The 17,312-nt window shown below is 65.7% G+C and carries 17 protein-coding genes; 4 read left to right on the top strand and 13 right to left on the bottom strand.

What is annotated here, in order from left to right; all coding sequences use genetic code 11:
- Window positions 1-168 precede the first annotated feature (168 nt).
- Entirely contained in the window at window positions 169-1,434 is a 1,266-nt protein-coding gene (locus ACM608_RS10040; protein WP_419683089.1) for an MFS transporter, read from the top strand.
- A gap of 178 nt (window positions 1,435-1,612) precedes the next feature.
- Here ACM608_RS10040 and ACM608_RS10045 read toward each other — a convergent pair whose 3' ends face one another.
- Together ACM608_RS10045 and ACM608_RS10050 are read right to left on the bottom strand one after the other, a co-directional pair.
- Window positions 1,613-2,377 carry an alpha/beta fold hydrolase gene (locus ACM608_RS10045; protein WP_419683090.1) on the bottom strand — a complete coding sequence of 255 codons (765 nt, stop codon included), beginning with the start codon at window positions 2,375-2,377 and terminating at the stop codon, window positions 1,613-1,615.
- The gene (locus ACM608_RS10050) at window positions 2,358-2,798 is read right to left on the bottom strand and encodes a GFA family protein (protein ID WP_419683091.1); all 441 of its coding nucleotides are present in this window, start codon (window positions 2,796-2,798) and stop codon (window positions 2,358-2,360) included. The genes ACM608_RS10045 and ACM608_RS10050 overlap by 20 nt, the downstream gene beginning before the upstream one ends.
- A gap of 31 nt (window positions 2,799-2,829) precedes the next feature.
- Here ACM608_RS10050 and ACM608_RS10055 point away from each other — a divergent pair, with 31 nt between their 5' ends.
- A complete protein-coding gene (locus ACM608_RS10055; RefSeq protein WP_419683092.1) occupies window positions 2,830-3,489 on the top strand; it encodes a YitT family protein in 660 nt (219 codons plus the stop codon).
- Here ACM608_RS10055 and ACM608_RS10060 read toward each other — a convergent pair.
- On the bottom strand, window positions 3,486-4,514 hold the full coding sequence (locus tag ACM608_RS10060; RefSeq protein WP_419683093.1) for an aspartate-semialdehyde dehydrogenase: 1,029 nt from the start codon (window positions 4,512-4,514) through the stop codon (window positions 3,486-3,488). The two genes, ACM608_RS10055 and ACM608_RS10060, sit on opposite strands and share 4 nt — an antisense overlap.
- Window positions 4,515-4,819: 305 nt before the next feature.
- Between ACM608_RS10060 and ACM608_RS10065 the strand changes: the two genes are divergently transcribed.
- Window positions 4,820-5,812, top strand: coding sequence for an SDR family oxidoreductase (locus ACM608_RS10065; RefSeq protein ID WP_419683094.1), 993 nt, complete (start codon window positions 4,820-4,822; stop codon window positions 5,810-5,812).
- On the opposite strand, the gene ACM608_RS10070 is transcribed toward ACM608_RS10065, so the two are convergent.
- The 10 genes from ACM608_RS10070 to ffh all read right to left on the bottom strand — a co-directional run bounded on the left by ACM608_RS10070 (window position 5,809) and on the right by ffh (window position 15,370).
- The gene (locus tag ACM608_RS10070) at window positions 5,809-8,013 is read right to left on the bottom strand and encodes a DPP IV N-terminal domain-containing protein (protein WP_419683095.1); all 2,205 of its coding nucleotides are present in this window, start codon (window positions 8,011-8,013) and stop codon (window positions 5,809-5,811) included. The two genes, ACM608_RS10065 and ACM608_RS10070, sit on opposite strands and share 4 nt — an antisense overlap.
- Window positions 8,014-8,082: 69 nt before the next feature.
- The gene (locus tag ACM608_RS10075; RefSeq protein WP_419683096.1) at window positions 8,083-9,684 is read right to left on the bottom strand and encodes a hypothetical protein; all 1,602 of its coding nucleotides are present in this window, start codon (window positions 9,682-9,684) and stop codon (window positions 8,083-8,085) included.
- Between the two features lie 115 nt (window positions 9,685-9,799).
- Window positions 9,800-10,180, bottom strand: coding sequence for a 50S ribosomal protein L19 (gene rplS / locus ACM608_RS10080; RefSeq protein WP_419683097.1), 381 nt, complete (start codon window positions 10,178-10,180; stop codon window positions 9,800-9,802).
- The gene (gene trmD / locus ACM608_RS10085) at window positions 10,177-10,920 is read right to left on the bottom strand and encodes a tRNA (guanosine(37)-N1)-methyltransferase TrmD (protein WP_419683098.1); all 744 of its coding nucleotides are present in this window, start codon (window positions 10,918-10,920) and stop codon (window positions 10,177-10,179) included. Before trmD ends, rplS begins: the two co-directional genes overlap by 4 nt.
- On the bottom strand, window positions 10,917-11,282 hold the full coding sequence (locus ACM608_RS10090) for a type II toxin-antitoxin system VapC family toxin (RefSeq protein ID WP_419683099.1): 366 nt from the start codon (window positions 11,280-11,282) through the stop codon (window positions 10,917-10,919). Before ACM608_RS10090 ends, trmD begins: the two co-directional genes overlap by 4 nt.
- Before the next feature lie 15 nt (window positions 11,283-11,297).
- Window positions 11,298-11,633 carry a hypothetical protein gene (locus ACM608_RS10095; protein WP_419683100.1) on the bottom strand — a complete coding sequence of 112 codons (336 nt, stop codon included), beginning with the start codon at window positions 11,631-11,633 and terminating at the stop codon, window positions 11,298-11,300.
- A 49-nt stretch (window positions 11,634-11,682) separates the two neighbouring features.
- Complete coding sequence (locus ACM608_RS10100; protein WP_419683101.1) at window positions 11,683-12,852, bottom strand: acyltransferase family protein; 1,170 nt, start codon at window positions 12,850-12,852, stop codon at window positions 11,683-11,685.
- 57 nt (window positions 12,853-12,909) lie between these two features.
- A complete protein-coding gene (rimM, locus tag ACM608_RS10105; protein ID WP_419683102.1) occupies window positions 12,910-13,395 on the bottom strand; it encodes a ribosome maturation factor RimM in 486 nt (161 codons plus the stop codon).
- Window positions 13,396-13,445: 50 nt separating this feature from the next.
- Window positions 13,446-13,862: a 30S ribosomal protein S16 gene (gene rpsP / locus ACM608_RS10110; RefSeq protein WP_419683103.1), complete on the bottom strand. Its 417-nt coding sequence runs from the start codon at window positions 13,860-13,862 to the stop codon at window positions 13,446-13,448.
- Between the two features lie 29 nt (window positions 13,863-13,891).
- Window positions 13,892-15,370 carry a signal recognition particle protein gene (gene ffh / locus ACM608_RS10115; RefSeq protein WP_419683104.1) on the bottom strand — a complete coding sequence of 493 codons (1,479 nt, stop codon included), beginning with the start codon at window positions 15,368-15,370 and terminating at the stop codon, window positions 13,892-13,894.
- Window positions 15,371-15,610: 240 nt separating this feature from the next.
- Between ffh and ACM608_RS10120 the strand changes: the two genes are divergently transcribed.
- A complete protein-coding gene (locus ACM608_RS10120) occupies window positions 15,611-17,230 on the top strand; it encodes a putative bifunctional diguanylate cyclase/phosphodiesterase (protein ID WP_419683105.1) in 1,620 nt (539 codons plus the stop codon).
- The last annotated feature ends 82 nt before the right edge of the window (window positions 17,231-17,312 follow it).

Consider the following 17,312-nt stretch of genomic DNA (forward strand, 5'->3'; position numbering starts at 1 on the left):
CCCCCTCGACTGCCTGCAAGGCAGGCGCTCGGGACAGGCTTCGACAAGCTCAGGGCGAACGGACGTGAGTGGGCGCTGGTCTCAGAGCTGATGCACAGCCCCTTCCTTCCCCCCACCCCAATCGGCTATGCCGCACGCGCAAGGAAACAACGCGAGCCGCCGCCCTACATGCATTCGTCCCTCGCGCTGCTTTCCAAGCGGCGGTTCCTGCCTCTTTTCGCCACCCAGTTCCTGGGTGCCTTCAACGACAACCTGTTCAAGACCGCGATGGTGATGCTCGTCACCTACGCGATCTATTCGGATCCCGCGCGGGAGGCGACGTTCAGCGCGATCGCGGCCGCGCTCTTCATCCTGCCCTTCTTCCTCCTCTCCGCGCTGGCCGGGCAACTCGCCGACTGGCGCGACAAGGCCAAGCTGATCCGCGTGGTGAAGACGGCGGAGGTGGTGATCATGATCGCCGGGGCCGCCGGCCTCCTCCTCTCATCCATCCCGCTGATGCTCCTCGCCCTCTTCGCGATGGGGGTGCATTCCACTTTCTTCGGCCCGATCAAATACGCCATCCTGCCGCAGCATCTGCGCGAGCCGGAGGTGCTGGGCGGCACCGGGCTGGTCGAGGCGGGGACCTATATCGCCATCCTCGGCGGCACCATTGTCGGCGGGCTGATCCACCCGGAGGCGGCGGCGGCCGCCGTGCTCGGCGTGGCGCTGATCGGGCGGATCACCGGACAGCAGGTGCCGGATGCGCCGCCGGTGGTCGCGTCGGAGAAGATCGACTTCCACATCCTGCGTTCGTCCTACCGGCTCATCGCCGCGACGATGCACGTCACCCGCCTGTTCCGCGCAATCGTAGCGATCAGCTTCTTTTGGGGGATGGGCGCGGTGCTCGCCGCGCAGTTCCCGCCGCTCGTCAAGAACGTGCTCTTCGCCGACCAGACGGTCGCCACCCTGTTCCTGGCGATCTTCTCGGTCGGCGTGGCGATCGGCAGCCTGGCGATCAACCGCCTGCTCAAGGGCCGCGTCTCCGCCCGCTATGCTCCCTGGGCGGCGCTCGGCATGGGTGCCTTCCTCTGCGACTTCTACTTCGCGCTGAAGGGCTGGACGCCTTTGGGCGAGGGTTTGATCGGCTTTCGCGAGTTCGTGGTGCGCGGGGATGCGGAACGCGTGATGTTCGATCTTCTCGGCGTCGCGTTCTGCGGCGGCATGTTCGTGGTCCCGCTCTATGCGTTTCTCACCACCACGGTCGACAAGTCGGCGACGGCGCGCACCGTCGCCGCCAACAACATCGTCAACTCCGGCGCGATGGTGACGGGAACGCTGTTGGTCGTCGCGCTGATGGCGGCAGGCTTGTCGGTCGCCGAGACCGTCCTGGTGGTCGCCGCCGCCAGCATCCCCGCCGCCGTCTTCGCCTGGCGCCTCCACCGCGCCTGCTCCTAGATTGAGAACTCACACCAATCACTCATTCTCACGATGATCCGGTGATTCTGATGGGTTCACTGAAAACCGGATGCAGGTGCGCGAGGCGATCGGCCGGTTGTGCAGGGCCGGACGTGCAAGGTCCGTTGCCAAACCGCTTCATCGTCAACGCGGTGCATCCGATGCCGGGACTGAACGCCTATACTAGATGCTCCAGCATCGCCGTGCCGAGTTCCGGCATGGTGACGGCGCTCATGTGATTGCCCGGGACCGCGACGAACCGGGCGTCCGGCAAAGCCGCCGCCAAGGCGGGCGCCGACCCGTTGTCATGATCGTCTTCTCCCGACACGACCAGCACCGGCAGGTCGATGCCCTGGAGCTCGTCCGATGTCGTCGGCACGAAGGTGTCGAGGACATGCCGGAGGGCCACGGGATCGCTCTTCGTCGTCTTGAGGAACGCCTCGGCGAAGAACGCCGGCGATCCGCGCTCGTGGTGGCCCAGATTGTCGAGCACCCTCTTGAAGAAGCTCGATCGGCCCTCCGGATCGAGGATGCCGGTCAGCCCCATGCCCGCGAAAATCGCCCGGCGCGGCGTGGCACCCTTCACCAGCATACGCACCGTCGTCCGGCCGCCGAGCGAGTAGCCGCCGAGATCGTAGTCTGTAAGGCCGAGCGCCTCGACCAAAGCCAGCCCGTCATCCGCCAGCACGTCGGGCGGATAGGCGGAGGCGTCATGCGGCTTCGCGCTGTCACCGTGCGCCCGCAGGTCCGGCATGATGACGCGGAAGCCGGCTGTGGCGAGGCGCGCGGCATGGCCGTACTTGATCCAGTTCACTTCGGCGCTCGAGAACAGGCCGTGGATCAGGATGACAGGCCTCCCCTCGCCCACTTCATGGTAGGCGAGTTCGACTCCATCGGTGCCCGGATAGCGGTGATGGGAAACTTCAGTCGGGGACTTTGCCAACGGTCTTCATCCAGCGTTCGGTGACGGATGCGTTCTCGTCCGAACGCGTGGCCGGCAGATGCGCAGTGTCCTGCCAGGCCGGCAGGATGCTCTCGCTCGCATAATTGCGGGTCGGACGGAAGCGGCTCGGGTCGTCGAACGACCCCAGCGTGATGTCGATGTTCTCCCCGCCCTCAAGGAAGGCAAAGCCGAGGGGGGTGCCGCAGGTGGCGCAGAACGGACGGTGGGCGATTGGGGAGGACCGATACCAGTCCGGTTCCGCCTCCCACCGGAGGGCGTCCACAGGCACGTTCACGAAGGCGGTGGAAGCGCCACCGGTCGCACGGCGGCACATCTTGCAATGGCAGAGATAGGCCTCATCGCTCTCGATCCGGGCTGTGTAGCGGACCCGGCCGCACTGACAGCCTCCCGTCATCTCCATGAACTTATCTCCGTCGAACGGCGTTTCCGGCTTGGCGGTTATCGTCCCGACAGCGGAGGAGTTCCACATTCTGACCGACGATCATCCGCCAAGAGAGGATCTGCAGCACAGCGTCCTGGAGGACATGTACGCGCTGCTGATCGGCAGCAGCTTCATGGCGCTCGGCCTCATCCTCTTCCACGACGTCGGCCTGGTGACGGGCGGGATCGGCGGCGTGGCCCTCCTCATCTCCTACATCGTGCCGGTGACGCCGGGTGTCCTCTTCACGCTCCTCAACCTGCCTTTCCTCGTCTTCGCATGGCGGGTGATGGGGAAGGCCTTCGCGATCAAGTCGGCGATCGTCAGCATCGGCGTCAGCGTCATGGCCTCGCTCGCCTCCACCGTGTTCGCCTTCGCTTATGTGAAGCCGATCTTCGCCGCGATCTTCGGCGGTACGGTCATCGGGGTCGGCATCCTCTTCCTTGCCCGGCATCAGGCCGGGGTCGGCGGCACCGGCGTGGTGGCCCTATGGCTGCAGAAGACGCGCGGCTGGAACGCCGGGCGGACGCAGCTTGCGTTCGACGCCGTGGTTCTGGTCGCGTCCCTGGCCGCCCTGTCGCCGGACAAGGTGCTGATCTCGGCCCTGAGCGCGGCGGCGGTGGCGGCGATCCTCATCACCTTCCACCGCCCGGGCCGCTACATGGGGTACTAAGCGGCCTTCTTCAGATGCCGCCGGCCGAGAAGTTCCGCGATCTGGACGGCGTTGAGCGCCGCGCCCTTGCGGAGGTTGTCGCTGACGCACCAGAGGGCGAGACCGTTGTCGACCGTAGGGTCGTCGCGGACGCGGCTGACATAGGTTGCGAACTCGCCGACGCATTCGATCGGCGTGACATAGCCGCCGTCCTCACGCTTATCGACCAGCATGATCCCCGGCGCCTCGCGCAGGATGCGCTGCGCGTCCTCGGCGGATAGCTCGTCCTCAAACTCGATGTTGATCGCTTCGGAATGGCCGACGAAGACGGGCACGCGCACGCAGGTGGCGGTGACCTTGATCTTCGGGTCGAGGATCTTCTTGGTCTCGACAACCATCTTCCACTCTTCCTTGGTGTAGCCGTCGTCCAGGAAGCTGTCGATGTGCGGGATCACGTTGAAGGCGATCTGCTTGGTGAACTTCTTCGGTTCGGCCTGGTCGCCGACGAAGATGTTACGCGACTGTTCGAACAGTTCGTCCATGCCCGCCTTGCCCGCGCCGGAAACCGACTGATAGGTCGAGACGACCACGCGCTTGATCTTCGCCACATCGTGCAGCGGCTTCAGCGCCACGACCATCTGCGCGGTCGAGCAGTTCGGGTTGGCGATGATGTTCTTCTTGGCGTAACCGTCGATCGCCTCCGGGTTCACCTCCGGCACGATCAGCGGCACGTCCGGGTCCATGCGGTACAGCGAGGAATTGTCGATCACCGTGCAGCCGGCGGCGGCCGCGATCGGCGCATACTTCTTCGTCGCCTCGGACCCGATCGCGAAGAGCGCGATGTCCCAGCCGGCCCAGTCGAAATGCTCGATATTCTGGACCTTGAGCATCTTGCCGGTCTCGCCGAACTCGATCTCGTCACCCTGACTGCGCGCAGAGGCGAGCACCGCCAGGGTCTCGATCGGGAATTCCCGCTCGGCGAGGATGTTCAGCATTTCGCGGCCTACATTGCCGGTGGCACCCGCGACGACGACACGATAACCCATAGACCTGCTCCGAACCAAATTCAGCCAGCGTCCCGGACCTGCGGAGGCCCCGGAGGACACGCGATTTTCTGAAACCTCGTTTCGGTAGTCGCTGTCCTTCACTGAACGGCGCGCTCCTTGGCAGAAACGACCGAGGTAGGACAGGACGTTTTCCCTTTCCCTGACCAAGGAAGCGCTTTCCGCCACCATAGCTTCATGAGGGCTGGAACCCGCCAATAAGAACAACGGTTCTGCGTTCTCCGCCGTTCAGGAGCCGCCATGCCGCCGTCCGCGATCGACTACAAACCGCATCGCGGATTTCGCGCTTGAAGCTTAAGCCGATCGAAGAACAGGTCGTGGTCGTCACCGGATCAAGCTCCGGCATCGGCCTCGCGACCGTACGGCTGGCCGCCTCGCGCGGAGCGAAGGTCTTCCTGATCGCCCGGAACGAAGCGGCTTTGCGAGAGGCCGTGCAGGGTATCCGCGCTGAAGGAGGCGATGCGGCCTACGCGACCGCCGATGTCGGGGATGAGGCCGAGGTTCTGGCCGCCGCCCAGACGGCCATTGCGCGCTTCGGTCGGATCGACTCCTGGGTGAACAACGCCGGAGTGGCGATCTACGCGCCTCTCCTGGACACGCCTGAGGAGGAGCATCAGCGGCTGTTCCGCACCAACTACTTCGGAACGGTCCACGGTTGTCGCACGGCCATCCGGCACCTGCGCGAAAACGGCGGCGCGCTTGTCACCGTCGGCTCGATCGCAGGGGACATGCCCTCCCCTATTCTCGGCGCGTACACGGCGTCCAAACATGCGCTGAAGGCGTATGTGGAGTCGCTGCGCATCGAGGTGAGGATGGCGGCGCTGCCGGTGTCGATCAGTCTGGTGAAGCCATCCGGCATCGCAACGCCGATCGCCGAGCACGCCGCCAACCATCTGGAGGGTGAGGCGCGCATCCCGCCGCCGCCCTACGATCCGGCACTTGTCGCGGAGGCGATCCTCGATTGCTGCACGCGGCGCGTGCGCGAGGTGACGGTCGGCGGCGTGGGACGGGCGCAGGCGCTGTTCGCCCAGCATTTCCCGGCGCTATTCGACAGGCTGGCCCCGCTTGTCGCTCCGCTGCTCCACACTGACACGCTGCCCAAGACGCGCACCGACAATCTCGCGAAAGTCGCCGCCGATGGCGAGGAGCGATCGGCGACGGAGGTCGGCAAACCCTTCAGCCTCTATACGTCGGCAGCGCGGCATCCCGGCCTGCTCGCCGCCGGCCTCACCGCTACCGCCTTGCTCGTCTACGCCGGGACGCGGCGTAGACGAGGCTAGTCGGCCTTCTTCAGCACCTGCGCGTCGAGGAATCGCTCGATCGTGCCCCAGAGATGGCGGTTGGTCATCTCGCCCGCGACCGCATGGGTCTTGCCCGGATAGGCCATCATCTCGAACGGCACGGCATGGTCCTGTAGCCGGGAGATGAAGGCGGTGGTGTTGTCGAAGGTGACGTTGTCGTCCGCCATGCCATGCAGGATCAGCAGAGGATCGGCGATCTTCTCCGCCTCCGGCAGGGCATCGGCCGATGCGTACGATTGCGGGTCCGTCTTCGGATTGCCCATGTACCGTTCGGTGTAATGCGTGTCGTACAGCTCCCAGCGGGTGACCGGCGCGCCGGAAATCCCGGCGGCATACTGGCCGGGCAATTTCTCCAGCAGCTTCAGCGTCATGTAGCCGCCATAGGACCAGCCATAGACCGCGATCTTCGCCGGATCGACGAAGGGCTGCGCCTTTAGCCAGTCCAAGCCCACCTTCTGATCCGCGATCTCGACAGTGCCGCCCGCCTTGAAGATCTGATCCTCGAAGGCGTTGCCGCGCCGGGGGGTGCCGCGATTGTCGATGGAGAAGACGATCCAGCCCTTGTCCACCAGGTACTGCTGTAGCGGCGTGCCCTTGCCCCATTGGCGGCTCACCTGCTGGCCGGCGGGGCCGCCATAGACCTGCACGAAGACGGGGTAGCGCCGCCCCGCCACGCGCTTGGGCGAGAGCAGCTTGTAGTGGAGGGTGGAGCCGTCGGCGGCGGTCAGCGTGCCGAACTGCGTCTCGGCATGGCTGGCGAGATAGGGCGTGTAGGGGTGCCTGGCGTCGAGGCGGTTCTCCTCGATCCACGTCACGCGGCGGCCGGTTGCGTCGGCGAGGTAGACCTGCGTCGGCTGGTCGGGGTTCGATCGGGTGATGAGTGCGCGGGTGGCACCCTTGTCCATCTTCGCCTCGTTCCACCAGCCTGCCTCGGTGACGCGCATGGGCTTTCCGGGCCTGGCGATGTCGACGGCGTAGAGGTGCTTTTCCAAGGGGCTGTCGAGCGTACCGAGGACATAAGCCTTGCCGCCCGCCTCGTCGACGCCGGCGACGTCGTCCACGATCCAGTCTCCGCTGGTCAGCTGCGTCAGGGTGCCGTCCTTCCAGCGGTAGAGATGGGCGTAGCCGCTCCGCTCCGACATCCACAGGAAGCCGCCGTCCTTCAGAGCATGGAAGCCGTTGTTGAGGTCGATCCAGGTCTTCGAGGTCTCCGTGAGAACGATGCCGGATTTGCCCGTGGAGGGATCGACCTGGAAGAGGTCGAGGCGCTGCTGATCGCGGCTCTCGCGCTGGACGTAAAGGACGCTGCCGTCCTTCGACCAGTCGACCCGCGCGAGGTAGACGTCGGGATTGGCGCCGAGATCAACCTTCACCCGCTTGCCCGTGGCGGGATCGATTACCCAGAGTTCGACCGCCGCATTGGCCGTCCCGGCGAGCGGGTAGCGTTGATCGAACACCTTCGTGCCATCCGCGCCGATCGCGGTGCGGGTGACGACCGCGACCTTGCTCTCATCGGTGCGCTGGACGGCGACATACGTGTCGTCCGGCGACCACCAGTGGCCCTCATGCCGGTCCATCTCCTCCTGAGCGACGAACTCGGCCGTGCCCCAAGCAAGGGTGCCGCCGCCATCGGTAGTCAGCGCCGTCTCGCGCCCGCTCGCCAGATCGATGACGAACAGGTTCTGATCGCGGACGAAGGAGACGTATTTGCCCGCGTCCGACACATGGGCATCGACCTCGGTCGCCTCCGTAGTGGTCAGGCGGCGGACCCGGCCGGCGAGGTCGGCGACGTAGAGGTCGCCGTCGATCGGCACGAGCAGCGACTTGCCGTCCGGTGCCCAATCGTAATCGACGATGCCTTTCTGATTGCCGATGCGCAGTCGCTCGCGCCGCATCTTCTCTTCTTCGGAAAGCGCCGCGCCGGTGCCGATCTTCGCGGAATCGACCAGCATCCGCGCCTTGCCGGTGGTCGTATCGATCGCCCACAGATCGTAGCGATCGGCATCCTCCGCCCGGTTGCGCAGCAGCGTCGCGAGCTTCCCGTCGGGCGAGAGCTTGGCAAGACGCGGGCTGGGCCCGGAGAGCGAGGGGCTGGCGAACACCCGTTCGAGGGTGAGGTCGGCGGCTGGTGCGGTGGTGCTGGTCATAAGGGCTGCGAGCATCAGGATCGAGAGCTTCATGCCCTCTTCTTAGGACCGCGCTTGCGGAACGGCCAGATGGTCATGGACCACTCCGCCTGCAGGGCCCAGTTACTCGGGCGCCATAGCCTCGCGCCGTCTCGTGCCACCCTTCTCGACAAGCGTCTGCGCCCAGCTTGCAGCCTCATCATGCGCATTCCACCACAGCGTCGTCAGCCAGTCCGCCTCCGCCCGTTCTACCTGCCACGGCTTCACATGCTGATTGTAGTGAACAATTCGAACTTCCGGCCGCAGCTTGGCGAAATGATTCGGTCCCATCTTGCGGAGCGGGTATTCAGTGACATTGAACCACATCGGTAGACGGCCAAAACGTAGACCGGGCATGTCCGACAAGGTGCGGCGCGTGATGTCCTGTTCGTACTCGTAAGCCTCCCGGCTGCCGGTCTCCACAAGCCGATCCACCATCTCCTGCCCGATGACCTTGCGCCCGCCGAACCATACGCCGGAGTTGATGCCGAGTTTGAGCGGGTGGGGGCGATCCGCCAGTTCGCGAAAGCGTTCAGCGATTTTTGCGCGCCGAACCTTACCGCTTTCGCCCGCCATCTTGGCGACCTGCAATCGCTTCGGCCCGACCCCGATGCTTGCGGCATAATCTGCATCCTGGATCAGCTGGTTGAAGCGGAAGCACGGATCGAGGCAGAGCATGTCCACATCCATGAAGATATGGTGATCGTAGCCGAAGTCGTTGAATGCCATCAGCTTTAGAAACGTATATTTGCCCAGTTCACTGTGCAGGTGTTTCGATCGAACGCGCTCCCGCCGTACCGACTTCACGCGCTCGATCTGCTCGTCGTCGATCAGGATGACCCGATCAGCGAGCATCCGCACGAACGGCTCCTCGGCCAAGGCCGGATCGTTGGTCATCACGACGATGTCGTGCGTGCCCGCTTCGATGGCGTTGCGGAGCGTGTAGGCGAAGGTCTTGAGTGCGGTAAGATAGTTGGAGTCGAGCAGGAAGATGACCGCGCCTCGGCCGGCGGAGAGCACGGCCGCATCGTTTGCTGTCGACGGCGCGCCCGCGTTCGCCGATGTGATCTCCGGCACAGACACCGACCAGAGCATCAGGCCCTCGGCATCACGCTTGCCGAGGCGTCGGATCCGCGGGACGCGCAACAACCACGGACTGCGCAGGCGGAAGAAGCGGTCGGTATAAGCCTCTTCCAGTGGACGCTCCGCGTCGTCGATGAAGACGTGGGTGCGCGGACCCGCGATCAGAGACGACCAGTAGATTGACAGGCTGCGGCCCGGCAGATCGGGTTTGAATCCGGCCGGAGCATCGACCAAAATGACGTCCCACTCGCGGCTACGCAGAACCTCCGGCACAGGATGGCGCGCAAGCTCGGCCTCATCGATCGGCAGGCTGCTGGATACGGTGCGGCCCGGATAGTCGATCGCCTCGATCCAGAGGTCAGGATGCGATCGGCGCACCTTGTCCAGCCAGCCAGCGTGGTTCTCGACGAACAGCGTCTCCCCATCCGCATTCATCGCCTGCCACATCGGGCTGTCGTTACCGCACCCGAAGACGAGGAACCTGGCACCAGATCCGACGCCCCTCAGGGCTGCGCCAATGACCGCCGCTTGGCCGGCAGAGATCTGCGATCCACGATCGTAATGCGTCTCGATGACGTCCCAGACCGGCTTGTTTTTCTCCATGCCGACGACCTTAGTGACCGGTCGATGACAATCCGGTGACAGGTCCCCAAACAGCAAAGGCCGGCGGCGATCGTCTCGCCACCGGCCCTGCCGTGTCCTGAATGACCCGAAAGCGTCAGGCTTCCTTGGTCTCGCGGTTGTCGCGGCGCTCGGCGATGCGGGCCGACTTGCCGCGGCGGCCGCGGAGGTAATAGAGCTTGGCGCGACGGACGACGCCCTTGCGGACGACCTCAATCGAATCGACGTTGGGCGAATAGAGCGGGAAGACGCGCTCGACGCCCTCACCGAACGAGATTTTGCGGACGGTGAACGACGAACCCATGCCGCGGTTCGCCCGCGCGATGCACACGCCCTCGTAGTTCTGGACGCGGGTGCGCTCGCCCTCGACCACCTTCACGCCGACCTTCAGCGTGTCGCCCGGACGGAACTCCGGAATCTTCTTCGTCGCCGTAAGTTTGGCGATCTGCTCGGCTTCGAGCGTCTGGATGAGGTTCATGTCCTCTGGTCCCTTTTCTTCGCATGCGCGCCAGAGGGCGACTGGACCCGAGCGCCCTCATGACGCTCCCAAAGATCCGGCCGCCTTAGCCGTGTATCGATCTCGGCCTGGTTCTTACGCCATGCCGCGATCTTCGCATGATCCCCCGATCGCAGCACCTCAGGGATCGTGCGCCCTTCCCATTCTACAGGTCGGGTATAATGCGGATATTCGAGAAGCCCCGTTTCGAAGCTCTCGTCCTCACCGCTATCGGGCGCGCCCATTACGCCGGGAAGCAGGCGGATGCAAGCGTCGAGGAGGACGATCGCGGCGGTCTCTCCACCGGACAGGATGTAGTCGCCGATCGAGACGGGTTCGATCTGCGGACGCCCTTCGTAGAGGCGTTCGTCGATCCCCTCGAACCGGCCGCAGAGGATGGTGACGCCAGGGCCGCTGGCGATCACGCGCACCCGTTCCTGGGTCAGCGGCTTGCCGCGCGGCGTCATGGCGAGAACCGGCGCGCCCGGCACGGCGGAGGCGTCCAGCGCGGCGGCGAGCACGTCCGCCCGCATCACCATTCCCACCCCACCGCCCGCCGGCGTATCGTCGACGGAGCGGTGCTTATCTGTCGCGAACTCCCGGATCTGGACGGGACGACAAGACCACTTGCCGTCCGAGAGCGCACGACCGGCCAGGCTGACGCCAAGCGGGCCAGGGAACATCTCCGGGTAGAGGGTCAGGATGGTGGCGGCGAACGTCATTGCGTCCAGTTCTCGACCTTGAGGCCGGGGACGTCGGCGAAATGCCGCTCGTTGTCGGTCACGACGACGAGTCCTTGTGAAAGCGCGTGCGCGGCGATCAGGCGATCGTAGCTCGCCCGGCGGAATGGCAATGTCGTATAGGCGAGCGCGGCCTTGTAGTCGAAAGCGAGTACGGGCACCTCCTCCACGAATGCCCGCAACTGCTCGATCGCCGGCGGGTCGCCGCGATGGGAGCCGAACGCCACCTCCGCGAAGGCGACCGCCGAGGTCACCATGTCGTCCTCGTCGCAGTCGGCCGCGCGACGAAGCACACCTTCGCTCCGGCTCATCGTCAATGCGATGATGATGTTACTGTCGAGCATGTACTTCACCCGGCGCTATGCCTCCCACCGGAGCGGGCGATCCTCAAACACGCGGTCCTCATCCCGGATAAAGTCGAGACTGGTCGCCGAACCGGCTACCTTGGCGATGTTGAACTTCCGCTTGGGCCGTTCGATCGGTTCCACAGAGAGGAACTCGCCGTCCTCGATCGTAAGGTCGACCTCCATTCCCGCAGACAGCTTCGTGCCGGCCGGAATGCGGAGTGCCAGTGAATTGCCTGATCTGAACAGCTTAGCCCGAACGCGACGAATATCCTTCGCCTTAAACCAGGGCATCGAGCCCCAGAGGCGATCCACATTGACTTTCCTCGCTTCAGATTCGCTCTCGGCCATCGCACTCTCCGTATATACGCCGCGTATATACGTCAGTGCGGCGCGATCCTCAAGCCGGCTGCTCGCGCGTCTCCGCCGCGTTGACCCGCCCGTCCGGCGCCCAGCTTTCGGTCTTCTTGCCGTGGTGCAGGCGTCCGCCGCTCAGTACCGCGACGAAATCGGGGAAGATCGCGCCGAGGCCGCGTCCGATCACAATGGCGAAGGCGAAGGCGACGATCGGCTGGAGCACGAAGAAGACTGCGTACCAGGCCGACGATCCGAGCGGACCGGTCAGCTGGCCCATCGCCGGGCCGAGCAACCAGAGCAGGATCAGGTGCGAGCAGAAGGTGAGGAAGACATAGGGTTCCAGCCTGCGCACCCTCTGCCCGAACCAGCGGTCCGCCAAGACCCAGCACAGCCGCCAGAAGAACACGGCGGCGGCGATGCGCAGGACCAGGTCGAACGCGGTCGCGGCCATCTGGTACGGCTTGGCCCAGCCGAAGATCTCGGCGGGGATGCGGAGCGAGACGAGCACCAGATACGGCAGCATGGCTGAGACCGCGTTCCACCCGCCGATCCGCGTCGCCAGCCCGTGACGACGGGCGAGGATGCCGATCGAGAAGAACACCATGATCTGCGGGCGCAGGAACAGCGGAAACTTGACGCCGTAGATGGCCCAGCCGGAGAAGAAGAGAGCGAGGAGGAGCAGCCAGCGATCCTTCCAGCGAACCAGCAACGGGGCCAGCGCCATGCACAGGAAGAGATCGCGCAGAAAATAGGTCTGCACGTTGATGTCGTTCGGCGTGACGAAGCAGAGCAGCTCGTCCAGAAACCACCAGGGATTGGTCGGGATCGGCGCCTGGATCCAGCCAAGATAGGCGGCACCCGACACGAACACGATCGAGAACAGGTTCCACAACAACATGGGGAGCAGGATCGTGCGCGCCTTGCCGTAGAGGAAAGCCCCGTACCCACGTTTCTCGGCCGAGGAGCCGACCAGCCAGCCGGAGATCATGCCGAGCAGCGGCACCGCGCTGCGTCCTACCCCTTCCATTAGGATGATGCGGAGGATGCCCTCCGGCGAGGTGGCCAGCCGTTCCAGCGCGCCCCCGTACTGCCCGGTCCAGGCGTGGACATAGACGATGCCGAAGACGCAGATCACGCGCGCCAGGGAGATGGTGTGCGAGGTATGGGTCGCCTTGGGCCGGCCAGCGGCGGGTGCGCCGGTCTCGGATGTCAACGGGCGCACTCCTCGAAACGAAAGCAGGCCGGACTTAGGGGGTGAAATGCCGCCGGTTCAAGCCATGAACGCGGGATCGGCGCGGATTATTCCATTCGCCAGTTCCGCGATGCCGGGGCGGAAGGCGATCATCACGGTCTTGCCGTCGGGCTTGCGGATGTCGAGCACGTCACCCGCGCCGAAGTTCTCGACGGCGGCGACAGTGCCGAGCGGGATGCCCGCCGCATCCTCCACGGGCAGGCCGATCAAATCGGCGTGATAATACTCGCCCTCGTCCAGCGCGGGCAGCTCATCGCGCGAGACGGTGAGTTCGGTGCCGCGCAGTGCCTCCGCAGCGGTGCGGTCGGCGATCTCGGCGAAGCGCGCGACCGCCCCGTTCGGACCGGGGCGTACCTTCTTAAGGGTCAGCGTGCGGCCGCCCGCGTCGAGCGTCTTGTAGGGCGAAAGGTCGTCGGTGAAGAGCTTCAGGCGCACTTCGCCCGCTATGCCATGCGCACCGATGACGGCGGCGAGAGTGACGCGCGTATTTAGGTCTTCAGCCACACACACCCCGTTGTGATGAGGCGCGTCCAGTCACGGACGCGCCCCGACGATCACGCCTCGGTGGTCTCTTCGGCGGCGGCCTCCTCGGCGGGTGCCTCCTCGACCGGCGGGTTGGCGGCGGCTTCGGCCTCGGCCAGCTTGGCGGCACGCTCCTCGGCGCGCTCCTTGGCCTTCTCGCCCGGCTCGCCCTTCTTCGGGTTGCTGCGGGCCGAACGCTCCTTCACGCCGGCCGCGTCGAGGAAGCGGGCGACGCGATCGGTCGGCTGCGCACCGACGGACAGCCAGTGCTTGGCGCGCTCGCCGTCGAGGATCACGCGCTTCTCGTCGTCCTTGGCGAGCAGCGGGTTGTAGGTGCCGATCTTCTCGATGAAGGCACCATCACGCGGGCTCCGCGAATTGGCGACGACAATGCGGTAATACGGGCGCTTCTTGGAGCCGCCACGCGACAGACGGATGGAAACGGACATGCGGTCTTCCTTCTACTTGATCTAAATATTCAACGCTTCTTCATGAACTTGTCGAAAGCGGGCGGGAGCCCGCCGGGGCCACCGCCGAGACCGGGCAGCGAGGGCATGCCCCCTGCCCCGCCGCCGAGACCGCCCGCACCGCCAAGGCCGCCTAGCATCTGATCCATGCCGCCCTTGCCGAACATGGCGGCGAGGCCCTTCATGCCGCCCATCTTCTTGATGCGCTTCATCGCGGTGGCCATGTCGGCGTGCATCTTCAGGATCTTGTTGACCTCCTGCACGGTGGTGCCGGAACCCTTGGCGACGCGGATCTTGCGCTTGGCGTTGATCAGCTCGGGCTTGCCCCGCTCCTTCGGCGTCATCGAGGAGATGATCGCATCCATGCGGATCAGGATCTTGTCGTCCATGCCGCCCTGCTGCATCGCGGCCTGCGCCTTCTTGAGGCCCGGCAGCATCGAGGCGAGCGCACCGAGACCGCCCATGCGGCGCATCTGGGCGAGCTGCGCGCGCATGTCGTTCAGGTCGAACTTGCCCTGATCCATGCGCTTGGCGAGCTTCTCGGCCTCCTCGACCTGGATGCTCTCCGCCGCGCGCTCGACGAGGCTGACCACGTCGCCCATGCCGAGTATGCGTCCAGCGACGCGGCTCGGGTGAAACGGCTCCAGCCCGTCCAGCTTCTCGCCGGTGCCGACGAACTTGATCGGCTTCTGCGTGACGGCGCGCATCGACAGCGCCGCACCGCCGCGCGCATCGCCGTCCATGCGGGTCAGCACCACGCCGGTCAGCGGCACCTGCTCGCTGAAATTGGTCGCGACGTTGACGGCATCCTGGCCGGTCAGCGAGTCGACGACGAGGAGGATTTCGTTCGGACGGGAAGCGTCGGCGACCGCCTTCATCTCCTCCATCAGCGCCTGATCGACGTGGAGGCGGCCGGCGGTGTCGAGGATGACGACGTCGAAGCCCTGCAGCTTCGCCGACTGCAGCGCGCGCCGGGCGATCTCGACGGGCTGCTGCCCCGCGACGATCGGCAGGGTCGCGACGTTCGTCTGCGTGCCGAGCACCGCCAGCTGCTCCTGCGCGGCGGGACGCTGCACGTCGAGCGACGCCATCAGGACCTTCTTGCGATCCTTCTCCGTCAGCCGCTTGGCGATCTTGGCGGAGGTGGTGGTCTTGCCCGAACCCTGCAGGCCGACCATCATCACGACGGCGGGAGGGGAGACGTTCAGTTCGAGATCGGCGGTTTCCGACCCCAGCATCTCGACCAGTGCATCGTTGACGATCTTGACGATCTGCTGGCCGGGCGTGACCGACTTGAGCACGGTCTGGCCGACCGCCTGTTCGGTGACCTTGTCGACGAAGGCGCGGGCGACGGGCAGCGCCACGTCCGCCTCAAGCAGGGCGACGCGCACCTCGCGCATCGCGGCGCGGACGTCATCCTCGTTGAGCGCACCGCGGCCGCGCAGACGGTCGAACACGCCGCCAAGCCGATCGCTGAGACTCTCGAACATCCACCAAACTCCAACCGCGAAGGCCCAAAACGCAAAGTACGCCGGCGGGCGAAACCTCGCCGGCCAGCGTGCATCCTCGGACGCGTATCGAACCATCGCTCATGCGAAAGCGGGGTGGCCATAGCCGGGTGCGACAGGAAAGACAAGGGAACCCTAAGCCTGCTCGGAGAGCGCACGGTTCACGCCGCGATAACCAATCCCGTTACGGCACCATAGAACATTCGCCGGCAAAGCGGCCTGATGGGATTGAGCATCATCGAGCGCGCGTCGAACTGGCAGCGTCGGCTTGGCGCGTCGCTAGCGTCCGCCGATGGCGACAAGCCTGCGGCGATCGTCGCGCTGGCGGCTCTCGTGCTGCTCGCGGTCAACCTAGGACAGATGGTGCGCGGTCTGGCAGGGAGCGGGCTGGTTCTGGACCAGCTCTTCGGCGTCGCGATCATCCTCAACGTCGCCCTGCTGCTGCTCGCCCGCATCCATCTGCGCGACATGCGTGCCGATCTTTACGACACGCGGCGCGAGGTGGTCCGCGCGACCGCCCTCGCCCATCAGGATTCGGTGACCGGCCTCCTCAACCGGCGCGGCCTCTTCGCCGCAGGTCAGAGCATGTTGGCGAACGCGACCCGTGACGGTGGGGCGATCGCGATGATCGCGATCGATCTCGACGGGTTCAAGGCCGTGAACGACACGCAGGGGCACGCCGCCGGCGATCGCCTCCTCCAACTTGTCGGCAAAGCGCTGCGCGAGGAGCTGCCGTCGCGTGGCGTCGCCGCGCGGATCGGCGGCGACGAGTTCACCTGCATTGTCCCTTGCGAGAAGGGCGAGGCCGCGGCGCTTGCCGAGAGGATCGTGCACCGGCTCGGCCACGGCTTTGCGGAGGCGGGTCCGGACGCCGCGATCTCGGCCTCCGTCGGCTATGTCTGCCGCATCGCGGAGCCAGCGGCGTCGATCGACCTCCTCCTCCGCCAGGCCGACCGTGCGCTCTACGCCGCCAAACGTGCCGGAGGGGATCGCGCGACCGCCCATGATGCGACGATGGAGCTTGCAGCCGCGATGGAGGCGGCGTTCGAAACCGACATGCGCGCCGGCCTCACCCGCGGCGAGTTCGTGCCCTTCTTCGAACAGCAGATCGATTTCGAGAACGGCACGCTCCTCGGCTTCGAGGTGCTGGCGCGCTGGTGCCATCCCGATCGTGGCGTCTTGTCACCGGACGCCTTCCTCCCGGCTGCCGAGAAGAGCGGCCTGATCGGCCCGATCTCCCTCGCCGTGATGCGCACTGCCTTCGAAGAGGCGCGGTACTGGAACTCGCTCCTCACGCTGACCGTCAACATCAGCCCGCGCCAGTTCCGCGATCCCTGGTTCGCGCAGAAGCTGCTGCACCTTCTGCACGAGGCCGGGTTCCCGCCGGAGCGGCTGGAGGTCGACATTCCCGAGGATGCGATCACCGGCAATCTGCAGCTCGCCCGATCGCTGGCCGAGGGCCTCCGCAAGGAGGGCGTCCGCCTCGCCTTCGACCGCTTCGGCACCGGCGCGTCCAGCCTTTCCAGCATCCGCGCGCTGCCCTTCCACCGCATCAAGCTGGACCGCAGCATCGTCGGTCGCATGCATGAGGACAGCGAATGCGCTGCGATCGTCGAGGCTGTGGCCGCGCTTGCCCCTAGCCTTGGCCTGCAGGTCGTCGTCGGCGGCATTTCCGATGCGGCGATCCAGCAGCGCGTGTCTCGACACGGCTTCCGCAAGGGTCAGGGCTTCCACCTCGGCAAGCCGATGACGGAGGAGCACGCCCGCGAGTTCCTGGCGAACCGCAGCCTGTTGACGGCGGGTCCTGCGGCACCGCTCGGCGGCCTCAGGCTGGCGGGATAGCTTCATCCTCCCTGAGCTTGCTCGGGGAGGTGGCACGCCGCAGGCGTGACGGAGGGGCCTTCTACGCAATAGCGCGCGTCCT

Origin of the sequence: Sphingomonas sp. ID0503 (assembly GCF_048565625.1) — a bacterium.
Classification (GTDB): Bacteria; Pseudomonadota; Alphaproteobacteria; order Sphingomonadales; family Sphingomonadaceae; genus JBLZUR01.

Coding starts and splice junctions, on each gene's coding strand:
- ACM608_RS10040 (WP_419683089.1), top strand. CDS start 169: ATGCATTCGTCCCTCGCGCTGCTTTCCAAGCGGCGGTTCCTGCCTCTT.
- ACM608_RS10050 (WP_419683091.1), bottom strand. CDS start 2,798: ATGGAGATGACGGGAGGCTGTCAGTGCGGCCGGGTCCGCTACACAGCC.
- ACM608_RS10060 (WP_419683093.1), bottom strand. CDS start 4,514: ATGGGTTATCGTGTCGTCGTCGCGGGTGCCACCGGCAATGTAGGCCGC.
- ACM608_RS10070 (WP_419683095.1), bottom strand. CDS start 8,013: ATGAAGCTCTCGATCCTGATGCTCGCAGCCCTTATGACCAGCACCACC.
- ACM608_RS10075 (WP_419683096.1), bottom strand. CDS start 9,684: ATGGAGAAAAACAAGCCGGTCTGGGACGTCATCGAGACGCATTACGAT.
- rplS (WP_419683097.1), bottom strand. CDS start 10,180: ATGAACCTCATCCAGACGCTCGAAGCCGAGCAGATCGCCAAACTTACG.
- trmD (WP_419683098.1), bottom strand. CDS start 10,920: ATGACGTTCGCCGCCACCATCCTGACCCTCTACCCGGAGATGTTCCCT.
- ACM608_RS10090 (WP_419683099.1), bottom strand. CDS start 11,282: ATGCTCGACAGTAACATCATCATCGCATTGACGATGAGCCGGAGCGAA.
- ACM608_RS10095 (WP_419683100.1), bottom strand. CDS start 11,633: ATGGCCGAGAGCGAATCTGAAGCGAGGAAAGTCAATGTGGATCGCCTC.
- rpsP (WP_419683103.1), bottom strand. CDS start 13,862: ATGTCCGTTTCCATCCGTCTGTCGCGTGGCGGCTCCAAGAAGCGCCCG.
- ffh (WP_419683104.1), bottom strand. CDS start 15,370: ATGTTCGAGAGTCTCAGCGATCGGCTTGGCGGCGTGTTCGACCGTCTG.
- ACM608_RS10120 (WP_419683105.1), top strand. CDS start 15,611: ATGGGATTGAGCATCATCGAGCGCGCGTCGAACTGGCAGCGTCGGCTT.